Genomic DNA, 14,701 nt, shown 5'->3' on the forward strand with positions numbered 1-14,701 from the left:
TGCCGGCGATAGGGCCGTTACAGGTTGAATCAGTGCCCCATGGCCAACTTGGCACTCGTCTGCCGGCGACGGTAGGCACTGTCACGGCTGGCCAGCCACCAGTACAGCGGCGAGGTGATTGCCAGCCCTACCAGCCACGACAGGTCAGCCCCGTTGATGTGCTCGGAAATCGGCCCCACGTACAGTGGCGTGTTCATGAACGGAATCTGCACCACGATACCTACCGCATAGGCAATCAACGCCTGCGGGTTGTAACGCCCGTAGATACCGCCATCGACCTGGAAGATCGACTGGATGTCGTAGTCACCTTTGTGGATGACATAAAAGTCGATCAGGTTGATCGCTGTCCACGGCACCAGCACCACCAGCAGCACCAGCACCATGTCGACGAAGTGGCCGATGAAGTCTGCCGAGGCGAACACCGCCACCACGCAGCAGGCCGACAGGACGATCAGCGACAGCACCGCACGGCTCTTGGCAGTAGGAATCCAGCGATAAGCGAAGGTTTGCACCAGAGTGATGATCGACAGCACCGCGCCATACAGGTTGAGGGCGTTGTGGCTGATGACGCTGAGCAGGAACAGCACCAGCATGATCGGGCCCAGGGTGCCGGTGGCCAGCTTGACCGCATCCATGGTGTCCATGCCTGCCGGGATCGCCAGTACCGCCACGGCGCCGAAGATGAACGACAGGCTCGATCCCAGGGCAGAGCCCAGGTAGGTGGTCCAGAACGTCGAGCTGACTTTCACATCCGCCGGCAGGTAGCGCGAGTAGTCCGACACATAGGGCGCAAAGGCGATCTGCCACAGCGCCGCCAGCGACACGGTGGCCAGCCAGCCGGCCAGGTTGAAGCTGCCACGGGTGAGGAAGTCGTCGCTTTGCACGTGGGTGAAGATGTAGCCGAAGCCGACCACGATGCCGATGCCCAGCACCCAGGTGCCGATACGGTTGAGCACGTGGATGAAGCGGTAGCCGATGATGCCGATGATGCCCGACCCGAGCGCACCGATGACGATGCCCACCGGTACTGGCACGGTGTCTACCACGCCATGTAGCGACTTGCCGGCGAGAACGATGTTGGAAGCGAAGAAGCCGATGTACATGACGCCGGCGATCACTACCACCAGCAGCGCGCCGAGGGTGCCGAACTGGGCGCGGCTCTGGATCATCTGCGGGATGCCCATTTGCGGGCCCTGGGCCGAGTGCAGTGCCATCAGTACCCCGCCGACCAGGTGGCCGACCAGGATGGCGACGATGCCCCATATCAGGTTCAGGTGAAACAGCTGCACGCCCAGCGCGCCGGTGACGATGGGCAGCGGCGCGATATTGCCGCCGAACCACAGTGTGAACAGATCCCTTACCTTTCCATGGCGGTCTTGCGGGGGCACGTAGCCGATTGTGTGTTTTTCTATCAGGGGTGCCGAATTGGCTGCACTGGTCATGACTGACTCCAAGGCAAGGTAGGGCATCGGGAGCTGCCCGGGGGCGTGCCGGCGATGGGCGACGCGTTCTTGTTGGAGGGATGATGCGGGGCGCGGGGATAACGAGAAATTAGTAAATATGTACCCATAAACCTTAAAAAACCTAAGGCTGACAAAAGCTTAAGCGGGTGACGGTAGCAAGGACGGTGCCAGTGGGCGGCAGGGCCTGGGATAGAGGGGTTGAGCCCGGTGTCGGTAGAAAGCGGTGGGCTTTGATGGTGCGTGATGCGCGTTTTCAGGGCAACTGAATGGTTGCCTGTATAGGCCCTTCGCGGGCTTGCCCGCTCCCACAGGTATGGCGCAGCTTTCAGTACCTGTGGTGAGCCTGTGGGAGCGGGCGAGCCCGCGAAAGGGCCAGTACAGGCAATAGAGCTACATCGGCAGCAACCGGTCCTGAATCACTTCTTTCATTACCAGGGTCGAGCTCAGGCGCTTCACGTTGGGAATGCTGGTCAGTTTCTCGTCGTACAGCTTCTGAAATGCCGGCAGGTCCTTGGCCACCACATGCAGCAGGTAATCCGGGTCGCCGAACAACCGCTGCGCTTCGACAATCTGTGGGATCTCCGAAAGTGCCGCTTCAAAATCCGCCACTGGCTGGCGGGTGACCTCGCGCAGGGTCACGAACACCAGCGCAGCAAAGTTCAGCCCCAGGGCGCTCGGCGCCAGGCGGGCGTGATAGCCGAGTATCGCCCCGGACTCCTCCAGTGCCTTCAAGCGCCGATGGCACGGCGACAGGCTGAGCCCCACACGCTCGGCCAGCTCGGTTACCGACAGCCGACCGTCTTTTTGCAGCTCGGCAAGTATTTTCCTGTCTGTCCTGTCCATTGAGAAGGATCTTCCATTAATTGAGCGATTGCAGGGAATATACGAAAGAAAATCCCCGAGCGGAATCCGTAATCTTTCGACATCCCAAGGCAGTAGATAAGGAAGATTCAAGTGGCTATCAGTGTGCTGACGGCATTTTGGGCCGTGTCGATGCTGTTTGTGATTACCCCGGGTGCAGACTGGGCTTACGCCATTTCGGCAGGCATGCGCGGGCGCTGGGTGATGCCCGCAGTGGCGGGGATGTTGTCGGGGCATTTCCTGGCGACACTGGTGGTGGCTGCGGGTGTAGGTAGCCTGTTGGCAGGTCACCCGCTGGCGCTGACCCTGCTGACCTTGGCAGGGTGCAGCTACCTGCTGTGGCTGGGCGGCAACCTGTTGTTGAGCCCCGCATTGCCCGAGGCTGGGCAGGGTGGTGAGGGGGAGTCGGGGTCGCGCTGGGCGTTGAAGGGGTTTTGCGTCAGCGGCCTGAACCCCAAGGTTTTCCTGCTATTCCTGGCCTTGCTGCCGCAGTTCACCGACCCGCAGTCGAGCTGGCCGGTGCCGTTGCAGATCTTGCTGCTGGGCCTGGTGCACCTGTGCAGTTCGCTGGTGATCTATTCACTGGTCGGCTATGGCGCCAAAGCCGTGCTGAGCACCAGGCCGGGCGCGGCGAAGCTGGTCGGGCGGGTTTCGGGGGTGGCGATGATTACCGTTGCCCTGGGTTTGATAGCCGGGCAAATCAACTGATTTCACCCGTGACCAATGGCTTCAGATAGACTCGCCGCAAACCCACGCACAACCAGGATGTGCCCCATGCCTGAAACTACCCAGCTGCTCACCTTTGCCCTGATCTGCCTCGGCATGGTACTGACCCCGGGGCCGAACATGATCTACCTGATCTCCCGCTCGATCTGCCAGGGCCGCAAGGCCGGTTTGATTTCTCTGGGGGGTGTGGCGTTGGGCTTCGTCATTTACATGTTCTGCGCGGCATTGGGTATCACGGCGCTGGTCATGGCAGTTCCCTTTGCCTACGACGCGCTGCGTATCGGTGGCGCTTTGTACCTGTTGTACCTGGCCTGGCAGGCGCTGCGGCCAGGTGGCCGTTCACCCTTCCAGGTGCGTGAGCTGCCTGCCGACAGCCCTCGGCGGCTGTTCACCATGGGTTTTGCCACCAGCCTGCTCAACCCCAAGATCGCCGTCATGTATCTATCGCTGATGCCGCAGTTCATCGAACCGGGGCATGGCAGTGTGCTGCTGCAGTCGCTGGTGCTGGGTTCGACACAGATCGCCATCAGCGTCACGGTCAATGCGTTGATTGCGGTCATGGCTGGGTCCATCGCCGTGTTTCTGGCTGGCAGGCCAGTGTGGCAACAGGTTCAGCGGTGGTTGATGGGCACCGTGCTGGCAGGGCTTGCGCTGCGCATGCTGGCAGAAGGGCGCCGTTGATCGTTCATTGCGTTGCAAGGTATCAGTGGCTGCTGGCCGAGGCGTCTTCGGCCGGGGCTGCAGGCGGATCCTCCTGTGGCAGGTAAAGGGTGAAGGTGGTGCCCTGGCCGGGGATGCTTGCTACCTGTACATCGCCCCCGGACTGTTTGGCAAAACCGAACACCTGCGACAACCCCAGCCCGGTACCTTCACCCGGGGCTTTTGTGGTGAAAAACGGGTCGAAGATACGTTCCAGCAGTTCGGCGGCAATACCCACACCGCTGTCGCTCACCGAAATCGCCGCGAACCGGGCTGGCGGTGAAGGCTGGCCGCGCAGGGCAGGCAGGCGCCGGTCAGCCTGCAGGCGCAGCAGCAAGGTGCCTTCGCCGGCCATGGCGTCGCGCCCGTTGAGCATCAGGTTGATCACCGCGGTTTCCAGCTGACTGACGTCGGCGCGGATGTGGCACGCCGTCTGCGGTAGTTGCAGCTCGACCTGGATGCGCGCCCCGGTGGCGGTGTCGAGCATGTCGGCCATGGCCTCCAGCCGTGGCCCGGCCTCGAACACTTCGGGGCTGAGGGCCTGGCGGCGGGCGAAGGCCAGTAGCTGGCCGGTCAGTTTGGCACCACGGTGGACCGTGTCAGATATGGTCTTGATGTAGCGCTCGCGGCGTTTTTCATCAAGGTTGGGGCGCTGCAGAAAGTGCAACGACGAGCGAATGATGGTCAGCAGGTTGTTGAAGTCGTGTGCCACGCCACCGGTCAGCTGGCCGATGGCTTCCAGCTTCTGGGCCTGGCGCAACGCTGCCTCGGTGTGCACCAACTGGGTGGTGCGCTCGTCTACGCGGTGTTCGAGGGTGGCATTCAGCGCCTCCAGTGCGGCCATGGCCTCACGCACTTCGGCATGGGCCTGAACCCGCTGGATATGCGCCCAGCAACGCTCGGTCACTTCGCTGATCAGCGCCTGTTCGTAGTCTGTCCATGTGCGCGGCGCGTTGTCATGGATCGCCATCAGTGCGATGAGGCGGCCGCCTTTGATCAGCGGCATGCAGATGGTGGCGGTAATGCCGATGGCCTGGAAGGCGGCGGCTTCGTCGGCGGCCAGTTCACTGAGGTTGTCGTTGATCACCAGTGGCAGGCCGCTGCGCAGGCGGCTGAGTGCCAGGCGGCCAAAGTCGTGCAGTTGGTACTGGCCCACCAGCCTCGGCGAGCCGGGGGCCACCGCGTCGCCACAGATGGTAAAACCGTCCTCGTCAGCGTCCATCACCGCATACGCGCAACTGGAAAGGCTAAGGTGCTCGACCATCATGCGCGTGGTGGTGTCCAGGATCTGGTCCGCGGCGGTGGCGTCGGCTATGGCACGGCCGAGTGCGTCGAGAAAGTTGAGGCGCCTGTTGGCGAGCACGCTGGTGGTGGTTTCGGTGACCGTGTCGAGCATGCCCAGCACCTCGCCATCAAGGCCGCGAATCGGGCTGTAGCAGAAGGTGAAATAGGCCCGCTCCGGGCCGCCGTTACGTTCGATGATCAGCGGAAAGTCTTCGATGTACACCGCTTCGCCAGCCAGGGCACGGTCAGCCATGTTGCCAATGTCGGCCCAGGCTTCCTGCCACACGTCGCGGAAGGGGATGCCAAGGGCCAAGGGCTTGCGCCCGAGAATCTGGGTGAAGGCATCGTTGTGCAGGGTAATCAGGTCAGGGCCCCAGAGCACCGCCTGCGGGAAGCGCGAAGCCAGGCACAGGGCCATGGTGGTCTTCAGTGCGTCGGGCCAATGTTCCAGTGGGCCCAGCGGGGTAGTGGCCCAGTCGTGGTTGCGGATGCGTTCGGCCATCAGCCCGCCGCCGTCTAGCCATTTCGCCATTTGTTCTGTCGGTCCTTTAACACAAGGCCTTTAGGGTGCACCGAGAATAGACGGTTGGCGAGCATTTTGTGGCGGCCCAGGCTAGCGGATGAAGTGAACCTTGCCAGTGTCGTCATTGCCCATGTAGATCCCGTAAACCCCAGCCTGCCGCTCAAGGATGTAGCGTTCGAGAATCTGCCGGATTGCTGGATAATAGATCTCGTCCCACGGAATTGCGTCGGGTTCAAAGAACTTGTATGCCAGGGTCTCCGGGCCGTACTGCCCGGTTTCTTCGGTGACGCTGGCGCGGAAGATGATGTACACCTCGCTGATTTTCGGCACGCTGAAGATGGAGTAGGGCGAGACGATGTCGGCGCGCACGCCGCTTTCTTCCCAGACCTCGCGCAGTGCAGCCTGCTCGGTGGTTTCGCCAGCCTCCATGAACCCGGCCGGCAAGGTCCATGTGCCGGGGCGTGGCGGGATGGCGCGCTGGCACAACAGGTACTTGCCATCGCGCTCGATGATGCAGCCGGCGATGATCTTCGGGTTGATGTAATGGATATAGCCGCAGCCGGTGCAGTGCAGGCGTTCGTGGGTGTCGCCTGTGGGAACGCCCCGGGCCAGTTCCGTGGTGCAGTGCGGGCAATAGCGCGGGGCGGTAGGCATGATCAGCGACCTATGCGGGGTTCCTTGAGGGCCAGGGGCTCGACGATGTCGCGCACCTTGGGGTTGTCATCCTGCTTCTGGCGCAGGTAGTCCAGGGCCACCTTGGCGGCAGCGCGGACGTGGTCGACCGAAGCCTGATGGGCCACCAGCGGGTCGCCACCCTTGATCGCTTCGACGATCTTTTCCATTTCTCGGTTGCTGGCGCCACGGCGGTTTTCCTGTGAGACCGAGGTGGCGCGCAGGTAGCTGATGCGTGCCTGCAACTGGCGCAGCTGCTGGGCCGCTACCTGGTTGCCGGAGCCTTCCAGCAGCACATCGTAGAAACCTTGTACCGAGTCCAGCACCTGTTGCAGCTCGCCTTCTTCCAGCGCTTCGCGGTTCACTTCCAGCGCGCGTTCCAGGGCACGAATGTCCTTGGCCTTGGCGTTGAGAGTGAACAGCTGCACGATCAGGCCTTCGAGCACGCAACGCAGCTCGTAGATGTCGCGGGCGTCTTCCAAGGTGATGATGGCTACGCGTGGGCCCTTGGCGTCGGCAAACTCTACCAGGCCTTCAGACTCCAGATGACGCAGGGCTTCGCGCACCGAGGTGCGGCTGACGCCAAGGCGGTCACAGAGGTCGCGCTCGACCAGGCGGTCGCCCGGGAGCAGGTGGAAGTTCATGATCGCCGCCCGCAGCTTGTCTAGCACGATTTCGCGCAGGGTAACGGGGTTGCGGTTGACCTTGAAGCTGTCGTCGAGTGGCTGGCGTTTCATCAGGTGCGCTCTTTAAGAGGCTGTTGCGCCAACATCGCGGAACGCCCCGAACCGAGGCTTTCCATGCAGTGGTTCGAACAGCCCGTTGTTATCGGGTTGACTCCGTATCGGCTTCGGCAAACGCTTCACGGGCCAGGCGGAAACTGTCCACCGCCGCGGGTACGCCGCAATAAATACCGACCTGGAGCAGAATTTCGCGAATCTGTTCACGGCTCAGGCCATTGCGCAATGCGCCGCGAATGTGCAGCTTGAGCTCGTGGGGCCTGTTGAGCGCGGAAATCATGGCCAAGTTTATCATGCTGCGCTCTTTGAGCGACAAGCCTTCGCGGCCCCAGACGTGGCCCCAGCAGTATTCAGTGACCAGTTCCTGCAACGGCTTGGTGAACTCGTCGGCGTTCTGGATCGAGCGGTTGACGTAATCCTCGCCCAGCACCTGGGTGCGGATCTTCAGGCCTTTCTCATACTTCTCGTTACTCATGTGCCGTACTCCGGAAGAAAAAAGGGAACGGGGGCCGCTTTGCGGCCCATCGCCGGCAAGCCAGCTCCTACAGGGACTGCACAGGACCAGAGGCCTGCGCAATTCCTGTGGGAGCTGGCTTGCCGGCGATGGGCTGCAAAGCAGCCCCGGCGGTCTCAAGGTCAGCCAAGCGGCGGCAGGGCGCCCAGCTTGCCTTTGTGGTAAACCATCGGCGTCACCGGCTCGGCCGGCAGCACCAGGTTCTTCACCGCGCCGACGATGATCGCGTGGTCACCGCCGTCATACTCGCGCCACAGTTCGCACTCGATGATCGCCGTCGCCTTGGCCAGCAGCGGGTTGCCCAGCTCGCTCAAGTGCCACTCGACGCCCTTGGCCTTGTCCTTGCCCTTGCCGGCGAAGGCATAGGCCTCGGCGGTCTGTTCGGCGGACAGCAGGTGAATCGCGAACTGCTTGCTGTCCCGCAGGATCGGGTAGGTGTCGGAGGCGTAGTTGGGGCAGAACAGTACCAGCGCCGGGTCGATCGACAACGCGCTGAAGGCGCTGGCGGTGATGCCGACGATGGCGCCGTCGGCGTCCAGGGTGGTGACTACCGTGACGCCGGACGGGAAAGAGCCCATCACGTCTTTGTAGATGCCGGGTTCGATCATCTCGTGTTCCTCCTAGCGCATCACGAACGGGTCGGGCATCGGCGCGGTGGACAGGTTGATCCACACGGTCTTCAGCTCGGTATAGGCCAGCACCGAATCGATGCCGCTCTCACGGCCGTAGCCGCTGTTCTTGAAACCACCGATCGGCGCCATGGCGGACACGGCGCGGTAAGTGTTGACCCAGATGATCCCCGAACGCACGTCGCGGGCCAGGCGATGGGCACGGCCCAGGTCACGGGTCCAGATGCCGGCGGCCAGGCCGAATTGCGAGTCGTTGGCGATTGCCAGGGCCTCTTCCTCGGTCTTGAAGCGGATGACCGCGGCGACAGGGCCAAACACTTCTTCCTGCATGATGGTCATCGAGTTGCTGTCGCACTCGAACAGGGTCGGTTCGTAGAACCAGCCGTCACCCTCGACCTCGGCACGCTTGCCGCCCATGTGCAATTTGGCGCCTTCGGCCTTGGCCGCAGCCACCAGGCCTTCGACCACGGCCAGCTGCTGCGCGGTGGCCATGGGGCCCATTTCGCTGGCGTCGTCTTGCGGGTTGCCGATGCGGATGCGCTTGGCGCGGGTAACCAGGCGCTCTACGAATTCGTCGAAGATCTCGTCCTGCACCAGCAGGCGCGAACCGGCCACGCAGCTTTGCCCGGAGGCGGCATAGATACCGGCCACGGCGCCATTGATGGCGCTGTCCAGGTCGGCATCGGCGAAGATGATGTTCGGCGATTTGCCGCCCAGCTCCAGCGACAGCTTGGCGAAGTTCTCGGCACTGCTGCGCACCACGTGGCGTGCTGTAGCGGCGCCGCCGGTGAAGGCGATCTTGCGCACCAGGGGGTGGCGGGTCAGGGCCGCGCCGGTGGTTGGGCCGTAGCCGGTGACCACGTTGACCACACCGGCCGGGAAGCCGGCTTCGAGGGCCAGGCGGGCCAGCTCGAGGATGGTCGCCGAGGCGTGCTCGGAAGGTTTGAGCACGATGGTGTTGCCCGCAGCCAGTGCCGGGGCCAGCTTGATCGCGGTGAGGTACAGCGGGCTGTTCCACGGGATGATCCCGGCAACCACGCCGATGGGCTCGTGCACGGTGTAGGCGAACAGGTCGGGCTTGTCCAGCGGCAGGGTGCCGCCTTCAAGCTTGTCGGCCAGGCCTGCGGTGTAGTGGAAGAACTCTGGCAGGTAGCCGACCTGGCCGCGGGTTTCGCGGATCAGCTTGCCGTTGTCACGGCTTTCCAGCTGGGCCAGGTGTTCCTTGTTCTCGGTAATCAGGTCACCCAGGCGACGCAGCAGCTTGCCACGCGCGGTGGCGGTGATGCTGCGCCATTCCTTGCTTTCGAAGGCACGCTGGGCGGCCTGCACGGCCAGCTCGACGTCGGTTTCGTCAGCGTCGGGAAGCTGCGCCCAGGCTTGGGCGGTGGCCGGGTTGAGGCTGTCGAAGGTCTTGCCGCTCTGGGCATCGCGCCATTGGCCGTCGATGCACATCTGGAAACGAACGAGGGTCATGCAACAATCCCCTTGGCGGATTCGGTGAGGGTGCGGGCTTGCGCGAGGAAGTCCAGCAGCATCTTGTTGACTTCACGGGGTGCTTCTACCGGCATCATATGCCGTTGCTCGGCGAGGACCACACTGTGCGCACCCGGAATGCTGGCGGCGAGCTGGCGGGTCATGGCCGGGGTGGAGCCCGAGTCGAGTTCGCCCGTGGCGATCAGCGTCGGCACCTGAATGCTGCCCAGGTCGCCGGCGCGGTACATGTCCTGGGTGGCAAACAGCGAATACGTGGTGTGGTAGCCCTGCGGGTCGTTGCTCGCCAGCACCTGGCGAATGGCGGCGACCTGCGCCGGGTTGGCTGCCTTGTATTCACGGCTGAACCAGCGGTCGAGGGCAGCATCGACGTTGGCGTCGGGGCCCAGCTCCGCTGCCTGGGCAGCGCGGGCGATCACGCCGGCACTCTGCTCGGGGGTACGGTTGAACACGCTGTTGAGCACGACCAGTGCAGCCAGGCGCTGCGGGTAGTTAAGGGCAAAGGCACGGGCAACCAGCCCGCCCATGGAGAAGCCGATCACGGTCGCTTGTTGAATTTGCAGGTGGTCGAGCAGTTCGGCGAGCTGGTCGGCGTAGCCTTCCAGCGGCGTGTCGGCAGCCGGTACGCGGCTTTGACCATGGCCGAGCATGTCGTAGGCGATGACACGGTAGTCGTTGGCCAGGCCAACGATCTGACCGCCCCACATTTCCTTGTTCAGGCCCACGCCGTGGATCAGTACCACGGGTTGGCCCTGGCCTACGGACAGGTAGCTGGTGCCGGCAGGTGTACGTTCAGCGACAGGCTGAATCATGGAGGGCGCTCCTTGAAGGTCGGGCACGGCGGGAAAGCACGCCACGCCCCGGCCCGTCTTGGTTGTTGTTATTGAGCGTTGGCTTTTTCGGCAGCCAGTTCTTCCAGGTCGATGTAGCGGTTGCCGATGCGCGGGTGCAGGCGGCCGCCGTCGGCAGCGCCCAGCACCACGACGATTTCATCGGCGCGCGGGGCGTCTTCGATCTGCATTTCCAGGGTGATGTAGTGCGAACGCAGGCCTTCGTCGTCCTTTTGCATCATCGGGATCTGGATCGAGGTGCCAGGGCCGCCGCGCTTGTTGGTGAAGCTCAGGTAGCTCTTGGCCTGTACCGCTTCGCGGTAGTGGTTGCCGAAGCGCAGGGTGTGGATCACGGCCGAGGCATGCTCGATTTCGCCGTCGGCGCCGACCACAGCAGCTTTACCGTAGGCTTCGATCTTGTCGGCACCGCCGATGGCAGCGGTGAGACGCTCGACCATCAGTGCACCCAGCTCCGAGCAGTTGGCGCGGATTTCCGGCTTCAGATCTTCAACAAAACCGCGACCGGCCCATGGGTTCTTGATCACCACGGCCAGGCCGACCATGGTCACCGGCTTGTCGGTGGCCTTGCCGCCTTCGATGTGGGTCTCTTCGGAGTAGGTGACGATCTTGCGGATTTCGAAACTCATGGGTGGCTCCTGGTGAGGGTTATCAGCTCTTGTTGTCTGATGGTATACCATAATATTTGTTGTGCAAGAGGTGTCTGGAAATTTCTCTTGGTGGGGGGACGAAAGGTGGCCTGATGCCTTGATTTCTCTGCTGTCTGTACTGGCCTCTTCGCGGGCTTGCCCGCTCCCACAGGGACTGCACAGGTTTCAAAAAAAAGCCCGCTCACGCAGGCCGAAGGGGCCCACGGGAGCGGGCGCGTCCCGCAATGATTCAGGCAATGGGAATTCAGGCGAACGCCGGCACCACTTCCTTGATGAACAGCTCCAGCGACTTCTTCTTCTCGGCGTGGGGCAGGCTGTTGTCGCACCAGAAGCTGAACTCGTCGACGCCGAGTTCCTGGTAGTACTTGATGCGCGCGATGATTTCTTCCGGGGTGCCGATCATGGTGTTCTTGCGGATGTTGTCCAGCTGGAACGCCGGCACCTCGGCAAACTTCGATTCCGGGCTCGGCTCCAGAAAGCCGTTGACCGGAACAGTCTTGTTGCCGAACCAGGCATCAAAGGTGCGATAGAAGCGCGAGATGGCCTGCGCGCCGACTTTCCAGCCTTCAGGCTCGGCCGGGCTGTGCACGTGGGTGTGGCGCAGCACCATCAGTTGTGGGCGCGGCACGTCCGGGTTGTTGTCCAGAGCGGCCTGGAACTTGTTCTTCAGGTCCAGCACTTCTTCGTCACCCTTCATCAGCGGGGTAACCATGACATTGCAGCCGTTGGCCACGGCGAAGTTGTGCGAGTCCGGGTCGCGGGCAGCGATCCACATCGGCGGCGTCGCGTTGAACGGCTTCGGCACGCTGGTGGAGGTGGGGAACTTGTAGACTTCGCCGTCATGGGCGTAGTCACCTTCCCACAACTTGCGTACCACCGGCACCATCTCGCGCAGCGCCTTGCCGCCGTCGGTGGCCGGCATGCCATTGGCCATGCGGTCGAACTCGAACTGGTAGGCGCCACGGGCCAGGCCCACTTCCATGCGGCCGTTGCTGATCACGTCGAGCAGGGCGCATTCGCCGGCGACGCGGATCGGGTTCCAGAACGGCGCGATGATGGTGCCGGCACCCAGGCGGATCTTCTCGGTGCGCGCGGCCAGGTAGGCCAGCAGCGGCATCGGGCTTGGCGAAATGGTGTACTCCATGGCGTGGTGCTCGCCAATCCATACAGTGCTGAAACCGCCGTCTTCGGCCATCAGGGTCAGTTCGGTCAGGTCTTCGAACAACTGGCGGTGGCTGACCTGTTCATCCCAACGTTCCATGTGTACGAACAACGAAAATTTCATGGGGCTTTCCTCAACGCTTGAAAGGGGCTGGCGCCTGGCAGGGTGGGCACCAGTGGTCTCGATTCAGAATAGGCTTCAGGCAAAGGCCGGCAGGCTGGCCATCTTGCCGCGGCAGTACACCATCGGCCGGGGCGCTTCTTCGGGCACGATCAGGTTGTGCACCTTGCCGACCATGATGGCGTGGTCGCCACCTTCATATTCACGCCACAGTTCGCATTCGATAACGGCGGTGGCGCCGGCCAGGATCGGGTTGCCCAGTTCGCTCATGGACCACTCGATGCCGCTGGCCTTGTCCTTGCCCTTCTTGGCGAACGCATACGCTTCGGCCTGCTGTTCACCGGAGAGCAGGTGAATGGCAAAACGCTTTTGTTTGATCAGCACTGGGTAGGAGTCGGAGGTGTAGTTGGGGCAGAACAGCACCAGCGGCGGGTCCATCGACAGGGAGGAGAAGGCGCTGGCGGTCAGGCCGACAACCGAGCCGTCGTCGTCCAGGGTGGTGATGACGGTAACGCCGGACGGGAAGGAGCCCAGGACGTTCTTGTAGACGGTTGCGTCGATCATCGGGAGTACCTCTAAAGGGCTGCGGTGGTCCGCGGTTTTTATCGTTGATGTGTCTGATGGTATACCGTAATACCTATTTTGCAAGTGGAATTTTCAAGCAAGGGTATTGTGCGATAAACGGCTCTAAGCCACGTGGAACGTGGCTTATAGCGGTGAGGCGGTTTGTCGCAGGGGTTTCCAAAGCAGATCAGTGGACGCTTTTTCGTGCGGATCAGTGTTGTCAAAAGTTTGGAATACCATAATATGGTCCGCAGCTGAGAGGCCGCCTAGATGCGGTTTCCTTACAAAGATAAAAACGACCTTTCGAGCTGAATCCTATGTCCCAACCGTCATCGCAACACCAGTTTGTCGAGAATCACACGGTCGATTACGTTCCACCTGCCGAGCGCCACGGGAAGGCGCGCGACCTGTTCACCCTCTGGTTCAGTACCAACATTGCGCCACTGCCTATCGTCACCGGCGCCATGGTGGTCCAGGTGTTCCACCTGAACCTCTTGTGGGGGCTGATCGCCATCGTGCTGGGCCATCTGGTCGGGGGCGTGGTCATCGCCCTGGCCTCTGCGCAGGGACCGCAGCTGGGCATTCCACAGATGGTGCAAAGCCGTGGCCAGTTTGGCCGCTACGGCGCCTTGCTAATCGTGTTCTTCACCGCACTGATCTATGTTGGCTTCTTTATTTCCAACATCGTCCTCGCGGGCAAGACCATTCACGGCATTGCCCCGAGCATGCCGATGCCGGGTGCGATCGTGATCGGTGCCCTGAGCGCCACTGCCATTGGCGTGATCGGCTACCGCTTCATCCATGTCCTGAACCGCATCGGTACCTGGGTGATGGGGTCCGCGCTGCTGGCGGGGTTCATCATGATGTTCGCCCAGGAGCTGCCGGCCGACTTCTTCAGCCGTGGTGCATTCAACCTGTCGGGCTTTATCGCCACAGTGTCGCTGGGCACCATCTGGCAGATCAGCTTCTCGCCGTACACGTCCGACTATTCGCGTTATCTGCCGCGTGAAGTGGGCATTGCCAAGCCGTTCTGGGCCACTTACTTCGGCGCGACCCTGGGCACCATCCTGTGCTTCAGCTTCGGTGCCGTGGCGGTGCTGTGCGTGCCGGAAGGTACCGATGCCATGGACGCGGTGAAGCAGGCCACCGGCTGGCTGGGCCCGATTCTGATGGTGCTGTTCCTGCTCAATATCATCAGCCACAACGCCCTCAACCTGTATGGCGCAGTGCTGTCGATCGTTACCGCGATCCAGACCTTCTTTGCCAAATGGACGCCGAGCATCAAGGTGCGGGTAATCCTGGCCTCGGTGATTCTGGTGGGTTGCGGGATGGTTGCACTGAACGCCTCGGCGGACTTCATCGGCCACTTCATCGGCCTGATCCTGGCGCTGCTGCTGGTGCTTGTGCCGTGGGCTTCGATCAACCTGATCGACTTCTACCTGATCAAGAAGGGCCAGTACGACATCGCTTCGATCTTCAGTGCTGACGGCGGCATCTATGGCCGCTTCAACCACCACGCGATCATTGCTTATGCTTGCGGCATCGTGGTGCAGCTGCCGTTTGCCAATACGGCGCTGTATGTGGGGCCGTATTCCAACATTGTCGAAGGGGCGGACTTGTCCTGGCTGTTCGGGCTGCTGGTGACGGTGCCGCTGTATTACTGCCTGGCGACTCGCGGCAAGGCTGCCGAGCAGGCGGGGCGGGTTGTGAGTGTCAACGACTGATAGATTGAGGTTGCTGTAACAGGGGCTGCTC

At 62.3% G+C, this 14,701-nt stretch carries 15 protein-coding genes; 3 read left to right on the plus strand and 12 right to left on the minus strand.

Annotated elements, in window-relative coordinates; genetic code table 11:
* Positions 1-29: 29 nt before the first annotated feature.
* Together N805_RS05235 and N805_RS05240 are read right to left on the minus strand one after the other, a co-directional pair.
* On the minus strand, positions 30-1,442 hold the full coding sequence (locus N805_RS05235; protein WP_016499253.1) for a purine-cytosine permease family protein: 1,413 nt from the start codon (positions 1,440-1,442) through the stop codon (positions 30-32).
* 411 nt (positions 1,443-1,853) lie between these two features.
* Positions 1,854-2,306, minus strand: a complete 453-nt coding sequence (locus N805_RS05240; protein ID WP_016499254.1) for an Lrp/AsnC family transcriptional regulator — start codon at positions 2,304-2,306, stop codon at positions 1,854-1,856.
* A 111-nt stretch (positions 2,307-2,417) separates the two neighbouring features.
* Here N805_RS05240 and N805_RS05245 point away from each other — a divergent pair, with 111 nt between their 5' ends.
* Positions 2,418-3,032, plus strand: coding sequence for a LysE family translocator (locus N805_RS05245; RefSeq protein WP_016499255.1), 615 nt, complete (start codon positions 2,418-2,420; stop codon positions 3,030-3,032).
* A 66-nt stretch (positions 3,033-3,098) separates the two neighbouring features.
* Positions 3,099-3,731 (plus strand): LysE family translocator, encoded by a 633-nt coding sequence (locus N805_RS05250; RefSeq protein ID WP_019473036.1) that lies wholly within the window; start codon positions 3,099-3,101, stop codon positions 3,729-3,731.
* Between the two features lie 22 nt (positions 3,732-3,753).
* On the opposite strand, the gene N805_RS05255 is transcribed toward N805_RS05250, so the two are convergent.
* The 10 genes from N805_RS05255 to N805_RS05300 form a co-directional block, all read right to left on the minus strand.
* A complete protein-coding gene (locus N805_RS05255; protein ID WP_019473037.1) occupies positions 3,754-5,565 on the minus strand; it encodes an ATP-binding protein in 1,812 nt (603 codons plus the stop codon).
* A gap of 81 nt (positions 5,566-5,646) precedes the next feature.
* Positions 5,647-6,210 (minus strand): NUDIX hydrolase, encoded by a 564-nt coding sequence (locus N805_RS05260; RefSeq protein WP_019473038.1) that lies wholly within the window; start codon positions 6,208-6,210, stop codon positions 5,647-5,649.
* 2 nt (positions 6,211-6,212) lie between these two features.
* On the minus strand, positions 6,213-6,965 hold the full coding sequence (locus N805_RS05265; protein WP_016499259.1) for a GntR family transcriptional regulator: 753 nt from the start codon (positions 6,963-6,965) through the stop codon (positions 6,213-6,215).
* An 88-nt stretch (positions 6,966-7,053) separates the two neighbouring features.
* Positions 7,054-7,443 carry a carboxymuconolactone decarboxylase family protein gene (locus N805_RS05270; RefSeq protein WP_019473039.1) on the minus strand — a complete coding sequence of 130 codons (390 nt, stop codon included), beginning with the start codon at positions 7,441-7,443 and terminating at the stop codon, positions 7,054-7,056.
* Between the two features lie 161 nt (positions 7,444-7,604).
* Positions 7,605-8,090: a flavin reductase family protein gene (locus tag N805_RS05275; RefSeq protein WP_016487520.1), complete on the minus strand. Its 486-nt coding sequence runs from the start codon at positions 8,088-8,090 to the stop codon at positions 7,605-7,607.
* Positions 8,091-8,102: 12 nt separating this feature from the next.
* On the minus strand, positions 8,103-9,584 hold the full coding sequence (locus N805_RS05280) for an aldehyde dehydrogenase (RefSeq protein WP_016499261.1): 1,482 nt from the start codon (positions 9,582-9,584) through the stop codon (positions 8,103-8,105).
* On the minus strand, positions 9,581-10,414 hold the full coding sequence (locus N805_RS05285; RefSeq protein WP_028613140.1) for an alpha/beta fold hydrolase: 834 nt from the start codon (positions 10,412-10,414) through the stop codon (positions 9,581-9,583). The genes N805_RS05280 and N805_RS05285 overlap by 4 nt, the downstream gene beginning before the upstream one ends.
* 68 nt (positions 10,415-10,482) lie before the next feature.
* Entirely contained in the window at positions 10,483-11,079 is a 597-nt protein-coding gene (locus N805_RS05290; RefSeq protein ID WP_028613139.1) for an amino acid synthesis family protein, read from the minus strand.
* Between the two features lie 265 nt (positions 11,080-11,344).
* Positions 11,345-12,385, minus strand: coding sequence for an LLM class flavin-dependent oxidoreductase (locus N805_RS05295; RefSeq protein WP_028613138.1), 1,041 nt, complete (start codon positions 12,383-12,385; stop codon positions 11,345-11,347).
* A gap of 75 nt (positions 12,386-12,460) precedes the next feature.
* Positions 12,461-12,946, minus strand: a complete 486-nt coding sequence (locus tag N805_RS05300; protein ID WP_016487516.1) for a flavin reductase family protein — start codon at positions 12,944-12,946, stop codon at positions 12,461-12,463.
* A 317-nt stretch (positions 12,947-13,263) separates the two neighbouring features.
* Here N805_RS05300 and N805_RS05305 point away from each other — a divergent pair, with 317 nt between their 5' ends.
* Positions 13,264-14,670: a purine-cytosine permease family protein gene (locus N805_RS05305; RefSeq protein ID WP_028613137.1), complete on the plus strand. Its 1,407-nt coding sequence runs from the start codon at positions 13,264-13,266 to the stop codon at positions 14,668-14,670.
* The last annotated feature ends 31 nt before the right edge of the window (positions 14,671-14,701 follow it).

It is taken from the genome of Pseudomonas putida S13.1.2 (assembly GCF_000498395.2).
Taxonomy (GTDB): Bacteria; Pseudomonadota; Gammaproteobacteria; order Pseudomonadales; family Pseudomonadaceae; genus Aquipseudomonas; species Aquipseudomonas putida_Q.